The 19,907-nt window shown below is 73.8% G+C and carries 14 protein-coding genes; 7 read left to right on the plus strand and 7 right to left on the minus strand.

From position 1 onward, the window contains the following. Positions 1-70: 70 nt before the first annotated feature. Entirely contained in the window at positions 71-451 is a 381-nt protein-coding gene (locus BJY14_RS17130; protein ID WP_179844529.1) for an STAS domain-containing protein, read from the plus strand. Here the strand turns inward: BJY14_RS17130 and BJY14_RS17135 are convergent. Next, positions 433-1,449, minus strand: a complete 1,017-nt coding sequence (locus BJY14_RS17135; protein WP_179844530.1) for an ArsR/SmtB family transcription factor — start codon at positions 1,447-1,449, stop codon at positions 433-435. The genes BJY14_RS17130 and BJY14_RS17135 overlap by 19 nt on opposite strands. Before the next feature lie 59 nt (positions 1,450-1,508). Here BJY14_RS17135 and BJY14_RS17140 point away from each other — a divergent pair, with 59 nt between their 5' ends. From BJY14_RS17140 to BJY14_RS17150, 3 genes are all read left to right on the plus strand, one after another. Further along, positions 1,509-2,738, plus strand: coding sequence for an MFS transporter (locus BJY14_RS17140; protein ID WP_179844531.1), 1,230 nt, complete (start codon positions 1,509-1,511; stop codon positions 2,736-2,738). 2 nt (positions 2,739-2,740) lie between these two features. Then, entirely contained in the window at positions 2,741-4,141 is a 1,401-nt protein-coding gene (locus BJY14_RS17145) for a B12-binding domain-containing radical SAM protein (RefSeq protein ID WP_246396810.1), read from the plus strand. A gap of 172 nt (positions 4,142-4,313) precedes the next feature. Continuing rightward, positions 4,314-9,830: an ATP-binding protein gene (locus tag BJY14_RS17150; RefSeq protein WP_179844533.1), complete on the plus strand. Its 5,517-nt coding sequence runs from the start codon at positions 4,314-4,316 to the stop codon at positions 9,828-9,830. A 44-nt stretch (positions 9,831-9,874) separates the two neighbouring features. On the opposite strand, the gene BJY14_RS17155 is transcribed toward BJY14_RS17150, so the two are convergent. The 6 genes from BJY14_RS17155 to BJY14_RS45255 all read right to left on the minus strand — a co-directional run bounded on the left by BJY14_RS17155 (position 9,875) and on the right by BJY14_RS45255 (position 16,116). Beyond that, complete coding sequence (locus tag BJY14_RS17155; RefSeq protein ID WP_179844534.1) at positions 9,875-12,541, minus strand: class III lanthionine synthetase LanKC N-terminal domain-containing protein; 2,667 nt, start codon at positions 12,539-12,541, stop codon at positions 9,875-9,877. Then, positions 12,520-12,801, minus strand: coding sequence for a hypothetical protein (locus BJY14_RS17160; protein WP_179844535.1), 282 nt, complete (start codon positions 12,799-12,801; stop codon positions 12,520-12,522). The genes BJY14_RS17155 and BJY14_RS17160 overlap by 22 nt, the downstream gene beginning before the upstream one ends. A gap of 26 nt (positions 12,802-12,827) precedes the next feature. Next, positions 12,828-13,220 carry a hypothetical protein gene (locus BJY14_RS17165; RefSeq protein ID WP_179844536.1) on the minus strand — a complete coding sequence of 131 codons (393 nt, stop codon included), beginning with the start codon at positions 13,218-13,220 and terminating at the stop codon, positions 12,828-12,830. 17 nt (positions 13,221-13,237) lie between these two features. After that, complete coding sequence (locus BJY14_RS17170) at positions 13,238-14,875, minus strand: B12-binding domain-containing radical SAM protein (protein WP_179844537.1); 1,638 nt, start codon at positions 14,873-14,875, stop codon at positions 13,238-13,240. Between the two features lie 375 nt (positions 14,876-15,250). Further along, positions 15,251-15,592: a HEAT repeat domain-containing protein gene (locus BJY14_RS17175; protein ID WP_179844538.1), complete on the minus strand. Its 342-nt coding sequence runs from the start codon at positions 15,590-15,592 to the stop codon at positions 15,251-15,253. Between the two features lie 80 nt (positions 15,593-15,672). After that, positions 15,673-16,116: a MarR family winged helix-turn-helix transcriptional regulator gene (locus tag BJY14_RS45255; RefSeq protein ID WP_179844539.1), complete on the minus strand. Its 444-nt coding sequence runs from the start codon at positions 16,114-16,116 to the stop codon at positions 15,673-15,675. Positions 16,117-16,167: 51 nt separating this feature from the next. Between BJY14_RS45255 and BJY14_RS17185 the strand changes: the two genes are divergently transcribed. The 3 genes from BJY14_RS17185 to BJY14_RS17195 all read left to right on the plus strand — a co-directional run bounded on the left by BJY14_RS17185 (position 16,168) and on the right by BJY14_RS17195 (position 19,818). Next, entirely contained in the window at positions 16,168-17,313 is a 1,146-nt protein-coding gene (locus BJY14_RS17185) for a substrate-binding domain-containing protein (protein WP_179844540.1), read from the plus strand. Positions 17,314-17,404: 91 nt separating this feature from the next. Further along, positions 17,405-18,811: an APC family permease gene (locus tag BJY14_RS17190; RefSeq protein WP_179844541.1), complete on the plus strand. Its 1,407-nt coding sequence runs from the start codon at positions 17,405-17,407 to the stop codon at positions 18,809-18,811. Then, positions 18,808-19,818, plus strand: a complete 1,011-nt coding sequence (locus BJY14_RS17195; RefSeq protein WP_312879271.1) for an acetamidase/formamidase family protein — start codon at positions 18,808-18,810, stop codon at positions 19,816-19,818. Before BJY14_RS17190 ends, BJY14_RS17195 begins: the two co-directional genes overlap by 4 nt. The last annotated feature ends 89 nt before the right edge of the window (positions 19,819-19,907 follow it).

Genomic DNA, 19,907 nt, shown 5'->3' on the forward strand with positions numbered 1-19,907 from the left:
CGTCCTGCTCCACTAGAGCACGTTTCCTCCCCGGCCTGAGGACCGGGGCACCCATGGAGGAATTCTTCTGATGACCGCCTTTGTTCCCGATACTCCGCTGCGCGTGGTCGCGACCCTGGCCGGGACGCGTGCGCTGCGGATCGAGATTGAGGGTGATCTGGACTTCTACACCGCCGACACGCTGGTGGCCACCGTCCGGACGCAGATGGAGGACAACCCCGACGTCCGCGAGCTGGAGCTCGCCTGCGGCGGGATGGGCATGTGCGACTCGGCCGGGCTGGCCGCGCTGCTGATGGTGCACCGCCGGACGTCCGCGGCCGGGGTCCGGCTCGCGCTGACCGGCCGGAGAGCGCAGCTCGACCGGCTCCTGGACATCACCGGAACCCTGCACCACCTCACCGGCGAGTCGTCCGAGACCGCCAAGGGCGAGGATCAGGGAGTGCCCCAGTAGCGACCGCGGGGAGCGTCCGGGCGGCGGGTGCCCTCCACGAGCGCTTCTCCGGTGGCCGTCCGGTAGTAGAGGACGGAGCGTCCGGCGCGGCGGCGGTCGATCAGGCGGGCGTCGTGGAGAACCCTGAGGTGGCGGCCGACCGAGCCGAGCCCCTGGCCGGTCAGCGCCACGAGCTGCGTGGTGCTCAGCGGCGTCGCGAGCAGGATGAGAACGCGGGCGCGCCCCGGGCCGAGGAGGCGTTCGAGTGCTTCCGGGACCGTGGCCTCGCCCGCGCCCGCCAGCGGGGCCGAGCAGGGGTAGACGATCGCGTACCGGTCGGGGTCCGGTTCCTTCCAGGCCACCCAGCCCGTCCGGGGCGTGACCGGGACGAACAGCAGCCGGGCGCCGGAGATGTCGCGCGACGGGAAGTCGGAGGCGTCGATCTGGAGGCGGCCGTCGCCGAGCCAGCGCATACCGGGGCGCATGTCGTCCAGGGCCGCGGCCCATCCGCCCTGGCCCAGCTGCCCGGCGCGCGCGACGGCGTCGGCCTCGATGACGCGGCGGCGGCGCTCCCAGTCCGGCTCGACGGTGTGCGTCCACACCCACTCCAACAGGCCGGCGATCCGCTCGGGCGCGTCGGGGCGGCGCAGCTCGGCGGGCAGCGGGCCGCCGTACGAGACCTCCAGGTCGGCGTACGCGCGCTCGGGCGGGGTCCGGCGGACGACTTCCAGCTCCTCCTGGAACGGCGGCGAGCCCGCGCCCGGGTGCGGGGGCGTCAGGAAGTCGGCGTTCCAGCGGGTCCTGGCGCCGAGGGCGGCGTCCAGCAGATCGGCGGTGACCGGGTCGCGCCGCAGCATCAAGTGGTAGGCGGGCAGGTGGGCGTCGAGCCAGGCCCGCTCCCCCGGATGCGCGGCGGCGCCCTTCTCCAGGAGCTTCACGCAGGCGGTGGTCTCCGCCAGGGCGGAGACCACGAAGCGGCCGCTCGCGAGCGTGTCCGCGTTGACCGTCCACAGGCTCACGTTTCGCCTCCTCGCGAAACTCTACCGGTCGCCCGGCGGCGGCCCCGAGCCTGTCGACCATGCGCACGTATCGGGATCTCTTCCGCGCCCCGGAGTACACGCCGCTCTTCGCGTCGTTCACCGTCCAGGAGTCCGCGCAGACGGTGAGCGGGCTGGCGCTCGGCACGCTGGTGTACGACGCGACCCGCTCGCCGCTGCTGGCGGCGCTGAGCATGTTCGGCGGCTCGTTCGCCCAGATGGCGGGCGCGCTGACGCTGCTGTCGGCCGCGGACCGCCTGCCGCCGAGGACCGCGCTCGCCTGCATGGCCCTGCTGTTCGGCGCGGGAACCGCCGTCCTGTCGGTTCCCGGCCTTCCGCCGGCGGCGCTCCTCGCCGTCGTCGCGGGCCTCGGACTGGTCGCCTCGCTGAGAAGCGGCGTCTGCTACGGCCTCCTGAGCGAGATCCTGCCGGACGAGGGGTTCCTCCTCGGGCGCTCCGTCCTGAACATGGCGGCGGGGCTGACGCAGATCTGCGGCTTCGCCGTCGGCGGCGTCCTCGTGGTCGCGCTCTCGCCGCGGGGCGCCCTGCTCACCGGAGCCGCGCTCTACCTGCTCACCGCCCTGGTGGCCGTCACCGGCCTGAGCCGCCGCCCGCCCCGGGCCGCCGGGCGCCCGAGCCCCGGCGAGACCTGGCGGACCACCGTGCGGCTGCTCTCCTCGGTGCCGCGCCGGTACGCCTACCTCGCGATGTGGGTGCCGAACGGCCTGATCGTCGGCTGCGAGGCCCTCTTCGTCTCCTACTCGCCGCGGCACGCGGGACCGCTGCTCGCCGCCGCGGGCATCGGCATGCTGATCGGCGACACCGCCACGGGCCGGTTCGTCCCCCGCCGCCTGCGCGGGCGCCTGAGCGTGCCCCTGCTGCTCCTGCTGGCGGGCCCCTACCTGCTGTTCGCCGCCGGCCCGCCGCTCCCGCTCGGCGCGGCCGCCGTGCTGCTGGCCTCCATCGGCTACGGGTCGACGCTGCTGATTCAGGAGCGCCTCATGGCGCTGACGCCCGTCCCCATGCACGGGCACGCCCTGGGGCTGCACTCGTCCGGGATGCTGACCATGCAGGGCGTCGGCGCGGCGCTGGCGGGCGGTGTCGCCCAGGTGACCTCGCCCGCCGCCGCCATGGCGATCATGGCGGTCGCCTCGGTGGCCGTCACCCTCGTCCTGGCTCCGGGGCTCCGCCCGCACGGGATCTCCACACGATCCGCACACGACGGACGCCACCGGCGCGACGGGACGGCGTCCAATGAGACATGCGCGTGAAGATGATCCTCCCGGCCCTGACCGAGGCGACCTCGCCGTTCTTCCGTCCGATCAAGTACTCGCTGTTCCCGCCGCTCGGGCTCGCCACGCTCGCGGGGTACCTCGACCCGGACGACGAGGTGACGGTGACCGACGAGCACGTGCAGAAGGTCGACACCTCCGACGACCCCGACCTCGTGGTGATCCAGGTCTACATCACCTCGGCCCGGCGGGCCTACGAGCTGGCGGACCTCTACCGCGCCCGGGGCGTCCACGTCTGCCTGGGCGGGCTGCACGTCACCTCGCTCCCGGACGAGGCGGCCCGGCACGCCGACACGATCTTCTGCGGGCCCGGCGAGGACACCTGGCCCCGCTTCCTCGCCGACCTGCGCGCCGGGCGCCCGGCGGCCCGCTACGACTCCTCCGAGCGGACGCTCGCCGCGCTGCCGCCCATCCGCCGCGACCTCATCGCCCGCGAGCGCTACCTCGTGCCGAACTCGATCGTGGTCTCGCGCGGCTGCCCGCATGTGTGCGACTTCTGCTACAAGGAGGCGTTCTTCGAGGGCGGCAAGTCGTTCTACACCCAGACGGTCGACGCGGCGCTCGCCGAGATCGACCGGCTGCCGGGGCGGCACCTGTACTTCCTGGACGACCACCTGTTCGGCAACGCCCGGTTCGCGTCGGCGCTGTTCGACGGGATGCGCGGGATGGGACGGCTCTGGCAGGCGGCCGGGACGGTGAAGGCGGTGCTGAACCCCGGGCTCCTGGAGAAGGCCGTCGAGTCCGGGCTGCGGAGCCTGTTCGTCGGCTTCGAGACGGTCAACGCCGGGAACCTCACCGAGCAGCGCAAGTGGCAGAACATCGACCGCGACTACGGCGCGGTGGTGCGCCGGCTGCGCGACAACGGCGTGATGGTCAACGGCAGCTTCGTGTTCGGGATGGACGAGGACGACCCGTCGGTGTTCGACCGCACCGTCGAGTGGGCGGTCGGCCAGGGCATCGAGACGGCCACCTTCCACATCCTGACCCCCTATCCGGGCACGCGCCTCTACAGCCGCATGGAGCGGGCCGACCGGCTCCTGCACTCCGACTGGGACCGGTACGACACCCGCACGGTCGTCTTCAAGCCCGCCAAGATGACCGCCCAGCAGCTCGAGGACGGCTACTGGCGCGCCTACCGCGACTTCTACCGCTGGGGTTCGATCCTGCGCGGCGCCGCGACCAAGCCGACGCTGCGCGGCAAGAGCCGGCACGTCGCCTACGCCGGGGGGTGGAAGAAGTTCGAGCCCGCCTGGGACCTGGTCATCCGCGCGCGGAGGGCGGGCCGTGCGCTGCCGCTGCTGGAGGCGATCCTGTCAGGCTTCGGCAGCCGTCCGGCCAGGAACGAACCCCGTCGGGAACCGGAGCCGGTTTCCGTATCCTGATCCCCTCGCTCGTGCGGTGCGGGAGACCGGTTTTGCAGGTTTCCTACAACTACAGCGGCGCAGCGTGCGTTGTCGGCGGCATGGCGCCGCCGCTCTCTGGGCGGAAAGGTGAATGTGTCCGGGTGGCGCCGTGGCCCGGCGCCGCACATCGTCTAGAGGAGGGCTCGGTCGGGTGTTCAGTCGTGTCGCCATCGTGAACCGGGGTGAGGCCGCGATGCGGCTCATCCACGCCGTACGGGACATCGCCGCGGAGAGCGGGACGCGGATCGAGACCGTCGCCCTGTACACCGATGTCGACCGGACGGCCACCTTCGTCCGCGAGGCCGACCTCGCCTACGACCTCGGGCCCGCGTCCGCCCGGCCGTACCTGGACCTGGGGGTCCTGGAGCGCGCGCTGGTGGAGTCCGGCGCCGACGCCGCGTGGGTCGGGTGGGGCTTCGTCGCGGAGGACCCGGCGTTCGCGGAGCTGTGCGACCGGATCGGGGTGACCTTCGTCGGGCCGAGCGCGCAGGCCATGCGCCGGCTCGGCGACAAGATCGGCGCGAAGCTGATCGCCGAGGAGGTCGGCGTGCCGGTCGCGCCGTGGAGCCGCGGCGCGGTCGAGACCCTGGACGAGGCGATCGCGGCGGCGGCGCGGATCGGCTACCCGCTGATGCTCAAGGCGACCGCGGGCGGCGGCGGGCGCGGCATCCGCGTGATCACCAGCGAGGCCGAGCTGGCCGACGCCTACGAGCGCACCAGCCAGGAGGCGGCGCGGGCGTTCGGCAGCGGCGTGGTGTTCCTGGAGCGCCTGGTCACCGGCGCCCGGCACGTCGAGGTCCAGGTGATCGCCGACGGGGAGAGCGCGTGGGCGCTCGGGGTGCGCGACTGCTCGGTGCAGCGCCGCAACCAGAAGGTCATCGAGGAGTCGGCGTCGCCGGTGCTCGGCGCCGAGCAGACCGCCGAGCTGAAGGCGTCGGCCGAGCGGCTCGCCGTCGCGGTCGGGTACCGCGGCGCGGCGACCGTGGAGTTCCTCTACCACCCCGGCGACCGCATGTTCGCGTTCCTGGAGGTCAACACCCGCCTCCAGGTCGAGCACCCGATCACCGAGTCCACCACCGGGTTCGACCTGGTCAAGGCGCAGCTGCACGTCGCCTCCGGCGGGCGGCTCGACGGCGCGCCGCCGGCGGAGCGCGGGCACGCGATCGAGGCGCGGCTGAACGCCGAGGACCCCGACCGCGACTTCGCCCCCTCGCCGGGCCGCATCGCCCGGCTGGACCTGCCCGCCGGGCCGGGCATCCGGGTGGACACCGGGGTCAGCGAGGGCGACACGATCCCCGCCGACTTCGACTCGATGATCGCCAAGATCATCGCCTACGGCCGCGACCGCGACGAGGCGCTCGGCCGGCTGCGCCGCGCGATGACCCAGACCACGGTGATCATCGAGGGCGGCGCGACGAACAAGAGCTTCGTGCTCGACCTGCTCGACCGGCCCGAGGTGATCGACGCGAGCGCCGACACCGGCTGGATCGACCGCGTCCGCGCCGAGGGCGGGCTCGTCACCCACCGGCACTCCGCCGTCGCGCTCGCGGCCGCCGCCATCGAGGCCTATGAGGAGGCGGAGGGCGCCGAGCGGCGGCGGCTGCTGTCGACGGCGTCCGGCGGGCGCCCCCAGGCGCGGCACGAGAGCGGCCGGCCGCTGGACCTCAAGCTGCGCGGCGCCGGCTACCGGGTGCGGGTGGCCCGGGTCGGCGCGGACCGGTTCCGCGTCGCCGTCGAGGCGGGCGGCGAGGTCCGCGCCGCCGACGTCGAGCTCGAACGCTTCGACCGGCACCTCGGCCAGATCACCGTGAACGGCTCCCGCTACCGGCTGCTCACCGGCACCCACGGGCCGGTCCACTTCGTCGAGGTGGACGGGGTGGCGCACCGGGTCAGCCGCGACGAGGGCGGCGTCGTCCGCTCGCCCGCGCCCGCGCTGGTCGTCGCCACTCCCCTGGAGGTCGGCGCCGAGGTCGAGGCGGGCGCGCCGGTGCTGGTCCTGGAGAGCATGAAGATGGAGACGGTGCTGCGGGCGCCGTTCAGGGCGCGGCTGAAGGAGTGCGTCGTCTCCGTCGGCAGCCAGGTGGAGACGGGTGCGCCGCTGCTGCGGCTGGAGCCGCTCGCCGACGAGGCCGAGGTCGCGGACGTCGCCGCGGCCGGGGCCGTCGAGCTGGACCTGCCCGCCGCGCCCGGGGCCGTCCCGGCGCGCGAGCGCGCGGCGCGCGGCCAGGAGGACCTGCGCAGCCTGCTGCTCGGCTTCGACGTCGACCCGCACGACGAGCGCCGCGCCCTGGACGACTACCTCGCCGCGCGCCGGACCGCCGCCGCCGACGGGCACCGGCCGGTGGCCGAGGAGCTCGGGCTGATCGACGTGTTCGCCGACCTCGCCGAGCTGAGCCGCAACCGGCCGGCGGGCGGCGACGGCACCGACGGCGGCCACGTGCACAGCGCCCGCGAGTACTTCCACACCTACCTGCAGAGCCTCGACGTCGAGCGGGCCGGGCTGCCCCAGGCGTTCCAGGCCAAGCTCGCCAAGGCGCTCGGCCACTACGGCGTCACCGACCTGGAGCGCTCCCCCGAGCTCGAGGCGGCGGTGTTCCGGATCTTCCTGGCCCAGCAGCGGGCGTCCGCCGACGCCTCGGTCGTCGCGACGCTGCTGCGCGAGTGGCTGGGCGAGCCGCCGCCGGACGAGGCGCTGCGCGAGTCCGCCGGCCTCGCGCTGGAGCGGCTCATCTCCGCCACGCAGATCCGGTTCCCCGTGGTCTACGACCTCGCGTGCGGCGTGGTGTTCGCCTGGTTCGCGCAGCCGCTGCTGCGCCGCAACCGCGCCGCCGTCTACGCCCGCGTCCGCCGCAACCTGCGGCACCTGGACGCGCATCCGGACGCGCCGGAGCGCGACGAGCTCATCGCCGAGATGGTGCGCAGCACCGAGCCGCTGGTGCGGCTGCTCGGCCAGCGGCTCGTCCGCGGCAACCGCGGCAACGACGTGCTGCTGGAGGTGCTCACCCGCCGGTACTACGGCAACAAGGACCTCACCGGCGTCCGCACCCGGGAGGCCGGGGGCCGCACGTTCACGGTCGCCGACCACGCGGGCTCGCGCCTGGTCTCCTGCGCGGTGAGCTTCGACGGGCTCGGCGCCGCGCTGCGCGGGCTCGCCGAGCTGGCGGACGGCGACGAGGCCGTCGACGCCGACGTCTACCTCTCCTGGGAGCGGCAGCCCGAGGACTTCGACGCGATGGCCGCCGCGCTGCAGGAGGTCGTCAACGCGCACCCGCTGCCGCCGCAGGTCCGCAGGCTCACCGCCACCGTCGCGGGCAGCAGCGGCGCGGTGATGCACCACCACTTCACGTTCCGCCCGGCCGAGGGCGGCGGGACGGATGAGCGGAGCGATCCGGGGGGTGTGGGGGGTCGTCCCCCCACAGGGGGCATGACCGAGGAGCGGCTGATCCGCGGCCTGCACCCGTTCATCGCGCAGCGGATGCAGATGGAGCGGCTGCACAAGTTCGACCTCACCCGGCTGCCGTCCTCGGACGAGGAGGTCTACCTCTTCCAGTGCGTGGCGCGCGACAACCCGTCCGACGACCGGCTCGTCGCGTTCGCGCAGGTGCGCGACCTCACCGCGCTGCGCGACGGCGACGGGAGGCTGCGCTCGCTGCCGACGGCCGAGTACACCCTCGCCACCTGCCTGGACTCGATCCGCCGGGCGCAGGCGCGGCGGCCGTCCACCAAGCGCTTCCCCACCAACCGCATCGTGATCTACGTCTGGCCGACGAGCGACCTCACCCGCGCGGAGCTGCAGCGGCTCGCGGGCCGCATGCTGCCGACGGCGGCGGGCGCCGGGCTGGAGGAGGTCCTGCTGATCGCGCGGCAGCGCGACCCGCGGACGGGCCGGCCCGTCAAGATCGCCGTGCGGATCTCCTTCGACGCCACGGGCGGCACCCGGCTGACCGTCGGCGAGCCGTCGGACGCGCCGGTCGAGCCGCTCGACGGCTACCGGCAGAAGGTGCTGCGGGCGAGCAGCCGCAACACCGTGTACCCCTACGAGCTGACCGGCCTGCTCGGCGACTTCGTCGAGCACGACCTCGACGACGCGAACGTCCTGGTCCCGGTGGACCGGCCGAAGGGGCGCAACACCGCGGCGATCGTCGCGGGCGTCGTCACCAAGCCGACCCGGCGGCACCCGCAGGGCGTCACCCGGGTCGTGCTGCTCGGCGACCCGACCAAGTCGCTCGGCGCGCTGTCGGAGGCCGAGTGCCGCCGCGTGATCGCCGCGCTGGACCTGGCCGAGCGGATGCGGGTGCCGCTGGAGTGGTACGCGCTGTCCTCGGGCGCCCGGATCTCCATGGAGTCGGGCACGGAGAACATGGACTGGGTGGCCGCGGCGCTCAAGCGGATCGTCGAGTTCACCCAGGACGGCGGCGAGATCAACGTCGTGGTCGCGGGCATCAACGTCGGCGCCCAGCCGTACTGGAACGCCGAGGCGACGATGCTCATGCACACCAAGGGCGTCCTGATCATGACGCCGGACTCGGCGATGGTGCTCACCGGCAAGCAGGCGCTCGACTTCTCCGGCGGCGTCTCGGCCGAGGACAACTTCGGCATCGGCGGCTACGACCGGGTGATGGGCCCGAACGGGCAGGCGCAGTACTGGGCGCCGAACCTCATCGCCGCGCGGGACGTCCTGATGTCGCACTACGACCACACCTACGTCGCGCCCGGGGAGCCGGGGCCGCGCCGCGCGGGCACGACCGACCCGTTCGACCGCGACGTCTCCGCCTTCCCGCACGTCCTGGAGGGCAGTGAGTTCACCACGGTCGGCGAGATCTTCTCGGCCTCGGCGAACCCGGACCGCAAGAAGCCGTTCGACATCCGGACCGTGATGCGGGCGCTGTCCGACCAGGACCACCCGGTGCTGGAGCGCTGGGCGGGCATGGCCGACGCCGAGACCGCGGTGGTGCAGGACGTCCACCTCGGCGGCATGCCGGTGTGCCTGCTCGGCATCGAGTCGCAGTCGGTGCCGCGGCGCGGCTTCCCGCCCACCGACGGCCCGGACGCCTACACCGCCGGGACGCTGTTCCCGAAGTCGTCGAAGAAGGCGGCGCGGGCGATCAACGCGGCCAGCGGCAACCGGCCGCTGGTGGTGCTGGCGAACCTGTCGGGGTTCGACGGCTCGCCGGAGTCGATGCGGCAGCTCCAGCTGGAGTACGGCGCCGAGATCGGCCGCGCGATCGTCAACTTCCGCGGCCCGATCGTGTTCTGCGTGATCTCCCGGTACCACGGCGGCGCGTTCGTGGTGTTCTCCAAGGCGCTGAACCCGAACATGACGGTGCTCGCGCTGGAGGGCTCGTTCGCGTCGGTGCTCGGCGGAGCCCCGGCCGCCGCGGCGGTGTTCGCCGCCGACGTCAACGCCCGGACCGCCGCCGACCCGCGGGTGCGGGACCTGGAGGGCCGCGTCGCGGCGTCCTCGGGGCCCGGCCGCGCGGCGCTGACGGCGGAGCTGGACGAGCTGCGCGCGTCGGTCCGCACGGAGAAGCTCGGCGAGGTGGCGGCGGAGTTCGACCGCGTGCACGACATCCGGCGCGCGGTCGAGGTCGGCTCCGTCGACGCCGTCGTCCGCGCCGCCGAGATGCGCCCGCGGATCATCGAGGCCATCGAGGCCCGGCTGAAGTGACCTCGGGGGCGCAGGGGGCCGGGACTGGCCGGCCCCCTGCGCCGTCAGGGGTGCGGGGGGCCGGCCGCCGGGGCCTCGCGCCGGAAGCCGTCGAGCGTCAGCTGCCCGGCGGCGGTGTCCGCGGAGGCGTAGCGCAGGGCCGTGACCAGGACGCCGCCGTAGCCGACCATGTAGTCGGGGGTGACGCAGCCGGCGGTGTCGCTCCGCCAGCGGACGCGGCCGTCCCCGGCGCGGGTCTCGAACGCGTCCAGGAGCCGCATCGCCGCCGTCGCCTGGCGGTGGTACTCGCGGTCGCGCGTGTGCTGGTACATGTCGAGCAGGTAGTCGACGCTTCCGGCCAGCCCGTGGCAGTAGGACGGCCCGAGCCAGCGGGCGCCGCGCGCCACCATCGACGCGGCGGCCCGCGGCCACCAGAGGTCGTCCATGCGGCAGGCGCGGTTCATGTTGAGGAGGAACCGGCCCACGCCGGCGGCTCCGTGGCACCAGACGCCCGCCGACCCCTCGGCGGCGCTCGGCCATTCGCGGCCGTCGCCGTCCGGCAGGGCCGGACGTGCCCGTCCCGTCAGCCAGCGCGCCGCCGCGGACGCCGTCCGGGCGAACCTCTCGTCGCCCGTGGCGAGGAACAGGTCGAGGAGGCTGTCGGCGATCCCGGCGGCGCCGTGCGCGTATCCGCAGTGGGCCTTCCCGCCGAGTTCTCCGAAGCCTTCCGGTATGCGCCAGCACGCCGTCCCGGGCGCGGGCGACTCCGCGGCCGACACCAGGGCGCGCCCCGCCGCCTCCGCGTGGGCCAGGTGCCGCCGGTCCCCGGTCTCCTGGTGGACGAGGAGGTGGAAGCGGAGCATGCCCGCACGCCCGTTCATCAGGTCGGGCGATCCGGTGGGCATCCCGGCGACCGCGTCGCTGATCCGGGCCGCGTCCTCGACCAGTTTGGCGTCGTCCAGCACCTGGCCCGCCCGGAGCAGCGCGGCGCCCACACCGGCTTCTCCGACGTACAGGCCGGGCACGACGGCGCCCGGGAAGGGCGCGGAGGAGCGAAGCCACTCGACGGCTCCCGACAGGACGTCGCGATGCCGCTGCGCGCCGAACCGGGCGACCGCCTCCGCGAGGGCGAGGACGCATCCCGCCGCGCCGATGTGGAGGAAGCGGTGCGGCAGCCCCAGCGCAGAGGGGTGTGTGCTGGTCCAGGCGAGGCCCGCGCCTGCGGGATGCGCGTCCTCGCACATCGCGTCCGCCAGGGCGTGCGCGGTTTCGAGTGCGTCGCGGCGAGGTTCCGGGGTGAACGGCTCGATGCGGGTCGGCGCGCAGCGCAGCAGGCGTCCGACCTCCGCCAGGGACGGACGTGAGCCGGGGTCCGCGCGCAGGCAGCGAAGGATCAGCGACTCCAGTGCCTCGGACACCCGTGGATTGAGCAGCCGGACGGGCCGCTTCGGAAGGTCGTACGGCTCGGGGGCGTGGCTCGGATTGGCGCCGGTGGCCGCGTAGTACAGGAACGCGCCCAGCGAGTAGACGTCGTCCGACGGCTCCGGAGGCCCGCCCTCGGCCGCACGGTACGGGCACAGGTAGCCGCGCGTCCCGGCGGGTGGCGGCTCCGGGTCGCGCATGTCGTGGGCCAGTTCGAAGTCGATGAGGCGGAGGCGCCCGCTCCCGTCGGTCATCACGTTCGACGGCTTCAGGTCGCGGTAGACGATCCCCTCCTGGTGGAGGTGCTCCAGGAGGGCCAGCAGCCGCCGCCCGACGGACCGGATCTCCTTGTCGCCGTACAGCAGGCCCAGCCGCATCCGCCGGGCGAGCAGATCCTCCATGTTGCGACCGCCCGCGTCCTCCATCACGAGGGCGCCGCCGGGACCGTCGACCAGCACCTCGTACAGCTCCGGGCAGACCCCCGTCCCCCGCAGCCTGCGGAGCATCGCCGCCTCGTGCGCCAGCCGTTCCGCCGCGCCCTCGCTCCGGCGGTCCACGCACTTGACGACGCACTGCCGCAGCCGCTCCAGGTCGACCGCCGCGTGCACCGAGGCCCGCGGCGTCCAGTGCAGCCGCGCGACCACGTGGTAGCGGCGGGCGAGCGCGCGTTCCAGCGCGGTGTCGCCCCGCTCGGCGGCGCCGGACGCCTCGAACGGATCGAGCGTCACCGGGGCGTGCCTGCGCCTGTCGTCGACCACCAGCCGGCCCCGGCCGTCGTACAGCCCCGGCACCACGTGGCCCGGTTCGAGTTGCAGGGGGATGAGCTTGAACGCCCCGTACCGGTAGTGGACGGCGCTGTCGCGGCGCAGCGGATAGTCGGCGGGGATGCGCGGACCGGCCCGGCCGGGCGTCGCGCGGTCGAGTTCCCGGGCGAGCCGCACCGCCTCGGCCGTGTCGTCGGGATACACCGTCAGCCACTTGCCGACCTGGGTGAGGCCCAGCTCGCCGCGGTTCATCCGGTCCAGCTCGGCGGCGGTCCCGACCAGCTTGAAGTCGGCCCTGCCCGCCGCCAGGACCGGGAGCACCGCGCGCAGCGCCTCCTCCGCGCCGCCCGCGTGCGCCGACACGTGGATCTTCCACCCCTGGACGGGGCGGTCCGCCGGCCCGCGCCGGGTCGCGCGGACCCACACCCCGTTCTCCTCGACGTCCCAGACCGCGCCGGGCAGGCCCGCCCGCAGCAGCCCGGGGACGCCGGCCCCGGCGCGCTCCCCCTCCACCCTGGACCGGATCACGTGGTGAACGGCACGCATCCGCAGATGGTGACGATGCACGAGATCCCGTCGCAGGTGAAGGCGCAGTCCGACTCGGGCGCCCGCCCCGACCAGCCGAACGGCCCCTCGCCGAGCCGCAGCTCCCGCGTCAGGTCCTCGATGATCGGTTCCACGACGCCCGCGTCCCCGAGCAGCCGGCCCGGGTCCCGGCGCAGCGCGTCGGCGTACTCCGGCTCGCTCACGGCGCGGGCCAGCACCCGCCGCACCTGCTCGCGCGTCTCGTCCAGGTTCTCGCTCATGGCGCGCCTCCTCCCCGTTCCCGCCGTCAGGCCGCGCCGGGCCCGCGGCGCTCGATCATCTTCCGCATGCTCCGCGCCTCGATCTCCTGCTGGACGTTCTCGACCTCGGCGGCGACGGACAACGAGACCACCACCGAGACCGCGACGTCCACGCCGACGTGGACGTAGGTCTCGGCGACCTGCCCGACCCCCTCGCGGGCCCCCGGGACCTCGCGCGGGACGAGCTCGGACAGGCGCCGCCCCGCGATCTCGGCCCGCTCGGCGTCGGAGACCCGCACGCCGAGGCCGGCGAGCGTGCCCGCCGGGTCGTGTTCGAGGCGGTCCCGCATCTCGGGCCGGGTGATCAGGTCGTCGAGGGCGCGCGCGAAGGTCTCGGCGTCGATGCCGATGCCCTCGCCGATCGGGAATGGGGTCGTCATGGTCGTCTCCGCTCTCGCTAGCGCATGAGTGAGTCCGGCCCCCAGTCGGAGCCGGCGGGCACGGGATCGTCGTCCGTGCCGATGAAGTGGCGTTGCGGGATCCCGACGTGCACGGGCCCGGTGCGCTCCGCGTCCGGGGCAGGGGCCGGGGCCGTGGCCTCGGGCGGCAGGTCGGACGCGCGCAGCGGCTTGGGCGCCCGGGCGACCTCGCGCAGGCCGCGCAGGCCGGTGCCCGGCCGCCGCAGGACCGTCCGCGGGTAGAAGTCGTGGATCGCCTGGGGGAACGCGAACTCGATCATGCGGCGGCCGGGGGTGCGGATCAGCGCCACGGCCTTGAGCTGCTCGACCAGGTCGCCGATCTCCCAGATCTCCTCGGGGGTGAGCCGGACGCCGGACCGGAACAGGTAGAGGTCGCGGAAGAAGCCGAACTCGTCGTACATGGTCTCGTTCACCACGCCCCGGGCGCGGTCGGCCTGCCACAGCCTCGATCCGGGGATCTGGCAGTACCACTGGAGCAGGATCCGGACGCCGTACAGGGCGTGCAGGCGGACGGCGAACCGGATGGTCTTCTCGACCTCGGCCTTGGTCTCCCAGGGCAGGCCGAGGATGAAGGAGAAGTCGGCCCGGTCGCTGATGCCGAACTCCTGGAGCCGGCGCGCGGCCCGTTCGAGGATGTCGCAGGTCGTGCCCTTGCCGACGAGCTTCAGCCCCTCGTCGTACCCGCATTCGGCGCCGATCAGGAACTGGCAGGTGAACGGCGCGATGGCGGGCACGTACGGCTCGTACAGCAGGTCGGTCGCGCGCGAGTCGTACACCAGCAGGGGGCTCAGCCCGCGGCGGGCGATGGCCTCGGCGATGGCGGTCGCCCGGCGGGGGTTCATCGAGAACTCGTCGTCGATGATGTGGACGGTCCGGTAGAGCGTGCGGTCGAGGTGCGGCAGCACCGCCTCCAGGCGGTCGACGAACGCCTCGGGCCGCAGGCCGCGCCAGGTGCGCCGGTAGGAGGTGCTGCAGAAGGAGCAGTCGAAGGCGCAGCCCCGCGACGACTCGATCGCCAGCCCCTTGTAGACGCCGGCCGGGACCTCCGCGTAGTCGGGGACGGGGAACTCCGCCAGCCGCTCCGCCTCCATCTTGGGCGCCAGGGCGTTCCGCCTGATCGTTCCGTCGGCCTCCCGCCGGCTGAGATTCGGGACGCCGTCGAGACCGGTCCCCTCGGAAATGGCGGCGCACAGCGCGGGCAGACCCGTTTCCGCCTCGCCGCGGATCACGTAGTCCACCGGGAAGGCGCCGAGAATGTACTCGTCGAACATGGTCGGATGGATCCCGCCGAGGACGATCGGCACGTCCGGCCGGTCCCGCCGGATTTCCTGGATCACCACGCGCGCGGTCGGCCACGACATCGACGTGGCGCCGATTCCGACGAGATCGCAGTTCTCGAGATCGGCCGCCCAGGCCGTGAGCCGGTGGTCCGCCGCGGCGATCAGGTCGGCCAGCACCACCTCGTGGCCCGCCGCGCGCAGCACCGAGGCCAGCAGGTAGATCCCGTAGGGCGGGCACTCCCGCACGGCGTCCATCGCGATGGACCGCAGTTCCCCGGTCCGCCGGCCGCCGCCGCGGTAATCCATGATCGGTGGTTCGACGAGCAGAACCTTCACGGCCTTCTCCCGTCCGGGAAAGGACGGACGGGGGAATGCGGGCAGCGCGATCAATGGCGCGCCGCCGCCGCTCCCCCGTACCCCTTTCCTCGCATCCCCGTTAACGCATCGATGGTCGGCCTGCCCGAAATTCCAGGTCAAGAGATGGTAAAGTGATCAATGCCCGAAAACGTCGTTTGCGCCGCCGCCGAAAGAGGCCCGCGACCGCGCCGGAGATCGTTTCATCGGCGCACCCGCGGGCTCGGAACGTCCTCCTGCGAACCGGGCCGCGAACGACACGAGATTGTTCACCGGGTCGGAAACGGCGAGCAGGGCGTCCGCGAAAGAGGCCTCACGGCGAAGTCCGAAACCCGGCGGCTCGCGCCCGTCCCGGCGCTAGGAGATCCAGCCGTTGGCCTGCGCCTGTTCGAGGACGTCCTCGGCCGCGCGGGTGTCGAGCATCTCCAGGCCGCGGACCGCCCAGAACCGCAGCGGCTCGTCGGGGCTCTCCAGCTGGTCGCGGAACACCTCCAGGGCCTCCGGCGACCGGGCCTCGGCGATCAGTTCGAGCAGCCAGCAGCGCAGGCCGGGGTCGTCGCGCTCCGCCGCGAACTCGGCGATCAGCTCGCCGACGTAGGCGTCGGCGTGCTCGCGCAGGAAGTCGAAGGCGTCCTCCCGGACCCGCGGCTCCCTCGTCCGCATGAGCTGCATGGCCTGATCGAAACGCCGCCGCGACATGCGCCGACCCTACGGCTGAACCCCGACAAAGCGCATACGGCCAACGGATCGCGCCGGCGGATCGGCCTCCGCCCGCAGGGTCAGCGGATGCCCTTCCAGAGGTCGGACAGGAGGGCGGACAGGTTCTCGATCGTGTCGCCGTGCCGTTCGGCGAGGGCCTGCTCGTGCCCGCGGGCCAGCGCCTCCAGCCGCTCCAGCTTGGCGCGGCCCAGGTCGGAGACGTGCACCGACACCCGGCGGCGGTCGCGGCTGGAGTGGGACCGGTAGAGGTAGGCGGAGTCGGCCAGGGCGTCCACGAGCCGGGTCAGGGTGGGATGCGGGATCTCGACGATGAGCGCCAGCTCGCCCATCGAGACGTCGTCGGCCTCGGCGAGGGCGCGCAGCACCCGCCACTGCTCGACCGTCGCGCCCTCCTCCTCCAGGCGGGCGCCGAGATCGCGGGCCAGGGCCCGCTGCGTGCGGGTGAGCAGGTCGACGAGTTCGGTCCGCGCCGCGCGCGCCGCCGCTCCGTGCCGCTCGACCACCCGGTGCCTCCCTCGCCAGCCGCCCGTGGGGAGAGCATACTTGGCCTGGTCATGAGGGGTTCGGCGGTCATGCGCGCGGTGGTGCGGGACAGCACGGGGTTGCTGGTCACCGGGCCGGACCCGGCGGTGCTGCGGCTCGGGCTGCTGCTGCCGCTGTCGGGGCCGCTCGGCCTCACCGGCCCGTCGGGGATGAGCGCCGCGTGCCTGGCCGCGACCGAGGTCAACGCCTCCGGCGGCGCGGCCGGACGGGCCGTCGAGCTGGTGCCGGTGGACGCCGGGCGGGCGCCGGGCACGGTGGCGGGCGAGGCCCGGTTCCTCGCCGACGCCGGGCTCGTCCAGGCGTTCGTCGGGTTCCACACGAGCGACGTGCACCGGGGCCTGGAGGCGGCGCTCGCCGGGCGGGCGCCGTACGTGTTCACGCCGCCGCACGAGGGCGGGCCACGGCGGCAGGGCGTGGTGCTGCTCGGCGACTCGCCGGAGCGGCAGCTCGGCTCCGCGCTGCGCTGGCTGAGCGCGCGGCTGAGGCTGCGGCGGTGGGCGCTGGTCGGCAGCGACTACATCTGGCCGCGGGCGGTGCACCGGGCGGCGGAGCGGCTGGTCCGGTCGGCGGGCGGCGAGGTGGTGCTGGACCGGCTCGTCCCCTTCCCGTGGGCGGCCGGGGACGACCCGGAGGCGCGCTTCGAGGAGGTCGTGCACGCGCTGGCGCGGACGGGCGCGGAGGCGATCCTGCTCAGCCTGGTCGGCCGGGACCTCGCCGTGTTCAACCGGGTGTTCGCCGGCTCGCGGCTGTCCGCCGGGGTGGTCCGGCTGTCCGGGGCGCTGGAAGAGAACGTCCTGCTCGCCGCCGGCGGGGACGACACCGGGGAGCTGTACTCGGCGATGCGGTCGTTCGCGGGGCAGGGGGACGACCGGCAGCTCGCGCTGGCCGAGCGGTACCGGACGGTGTTCGGCGAGGCCGCGCCCGTCCTCGACGCCTACGCGGAGGGCTGCTACGACGGCGTCCACCTGCTGGCGGCGCTGGCCGCCGCGGGCATGCTGACCGCGCGGCACGGGCGGGCCGCGTCGGCGCGGCTGCTGGCGGGCGCCGACCCCGTCGCGCGGCGCGCCTGGTCGGCCGCGCCGCTCGGCCCGCCGCGCCCGGAGGGGTACCTGGCCAGGGCGGACGGCCTGGACCTCACCGTCGTCACCCGCCTCTGAGATCTGTGCGGATCAAATCTTTTCATTTGAAAAGATTGCCTCTAGGGTTCGCTGAGCGGGAACGACCCGCGTCCTCGGCTGAGGAGGAAGCATGGCCGTCGACCCAACGCCGCCGGAGGGCATCGAGCGCTACGGGTACACCCAGGAGCTGCGGCGCTCCCTCACGTTCCGGGACCTGGTGGTCTACGGGCTCATCTTCATGGTGCCGATCGCGCCGTTCGGCATCTTCGGCAGCGTCTTCCAGGGCTCGGGCGGCATGGTCGCGCTCGCCTACGCCGTCGGGATGCTGGCCATGCTGTTCACCGCCGGCTCGTACGCGCAGATGTCGCGCGCGTTCCCGATGGCCGGATCGGTCTACACCTACGCCGGGCGGGGCATCGCGGCGCCGGTCGGGTTCCTGTCCGGCTGGATGATCCTGCTCGACTACGTGCTGGTCCCGGCCCTGCTGTACCTGATCGCCAGCGTGGCGATGAACTCGCTGGTGCCGGACGTCCCGGTGTGGCTCTGGCTGATCGCGTTCGTCGTGCTCAACACGGTCGTCAACTTCTTCGGCATCGAGATGACCGCCCGGATCAACCGGATCATGCTGGTCGCCGAGCTGGTCATCCTGGCGATCTTCCTGGCGGTGGGGCTGGTGGCGCTCGCCCAGGGCAAGGGCCACGGCGGGGGGAGCCTCAGCCCGATCTACAACGGCGGGACGTTCTCGTGGGGGCTGGTGTTCGGCGCGGTGTCGATCGCGGTCCTCAGCTTCCTCGGCTTCGACGGCATCTCCACGCTGGCGGAGGAGAACCGCGAGTCGGCCCGCGCCATCGGACGGTCCATGGTGGCCGCGCTGCTGCTGGTCGGCGTGCTCTTCATCGTCCAGACGTGGGTGGCCTCGCTGCTGGTCGCCGACCCCGACAAGCTGATCAAGGACGGCGACGCGGACGGCACCGCGTTCTACGACGCCGCGCGGGTCGCGGGCGGCGCGTGGCTGGCCAAGCTGACCGCGCTGGCCACCGCGATCGCGTGGGGCTTCGCCAACTCCCTGGTCGCGCAGGCCGCGACGTCCCGGCTGCTGTACGCCATGGCGCGGGACCGGCAGCTGCCGAGGTTCCTCGCCAGGGTGCACCCCCGGCGGCAGGTCCCGGTCAACGCGACGTTGCTGGTCGCGGCCGTGTCGCTGGGCCTCGGCCTCTACATGGAGCAGCGCGAGGACGGCATCACCCTGCTCAGCTCGCTCGTCAACTTCGGCGCCATGACGGCCTTCCTGGTGCTGCACGTCTCGGTCGTCGTCCACTACGTCGTCCGGTCCGGCAGCCGGGACTGGTGGCGCCACCTGATCGCACCGGCGATCGGCTTCGGCATCCTCGGCTACGTGGTGGTCAACGCGAAGGTCGCCGCGCAGGAGCTGGGCTTCCTGTGGCTCGGCCTCGGGGTCGTGCTGCTCGTCGGGCTGCTGGTCACCCACCGCCGTCCGGCCCTGGCCGGCATCGCAGAGGAGGAGGACGAGAAGTGACGTTCGACGTGGTCCCGATGAGGGACACCGAGCCCGGCTTCGCGTTCGGCGGACGGGAGGCGGCGCTCACCGTCGCGCCCGGCACCGTCGTGGAGCTGACGACCGAGGACTGCTTCGGCGGCGCGGTCCGGGGGGTGGACGACCTGCCGAGCCGGGTGTGCGCCTTCCCCTACCTCAACCCCGTCACCGGCCCCATCGCCGTGGCGGGCGCCGAGCCGGGCGACGCGGTCGCGGTGCATTTCGCCGACATCCGCCCCGCCCGCGACTGGGCGGTCTCGTCCACGTTCCCGCACTTCGGGGCGCTGACGGCGACGCACGCCACGGCGATGCTGCACCCGGCCCTGCCGGAGCGGGTGTGGATGTACGACGTGGACACCGCCCGCGGGATCTGCCGCTTCCGGGCCCGCGAGAGCGACCTGGAGATCGAGCTGCCGCTCGACCCCATGCACGGCACCGTCGGCGTGGCGCCCGCCGCCAACGAGGTGATCATGAGCATCACGCCGGGCGCGCACGGCGGCAACATGGACACCCCGGAGATGCGCGCGGGCACCACCGCGTACTTCCCGGTCAACGTGCCGGGCGGCCTGATCTCGATCGGCGACGGCCACTGCCGGCAGGGCGAGGGCGAGGTCTGCGGCACCGCCGTGGAGGCGGCGATGGACACCGTCGTGGTCGTGGACCTGGTCAAGGGGGCCGCACCGGCCTGGCCGCGCCTGGAGGACGACCTCCACCTGATGTCGACCGGCTCGGCCCGCCCGCTGGAGGACGCGTTCCGGATCAGCCAGCACGACCTCGTCACCTGGACGTCCGCGCTGCTCGGCCTGGACGAGCTGGACGCCTACCAGCTGGTCAGCCAGGCCGCGCTCGCCCCGGCGGGCAACGTCGTCGACACCAACTACACGATGCTCGCGAAGATGCCCAAGACCGCTCTGCCCGGCGTCTCCGCATACGACGGCGTCCACGCGCGCCTGCGCGACACGGCCGAACGGTACCTCTCCCAGCGCTGACGACGTCGGGGCTCAGCCTCCCACCCCCCTCACCCTCCGTGTTCGTATAATTCCGATGCGTTGCGACGTTCGGGGGCGGAGCGCGGCCG

This window comes from Actinomadura luteofluorescens (assembly GCF_013409365.1).
Lineage (GTDB): Bacteria > Actinomycetota > Actinomycetes > Streptosporangiales > Streptosporangiaceae > Spirillospora > Spirillospora luteofluorescens.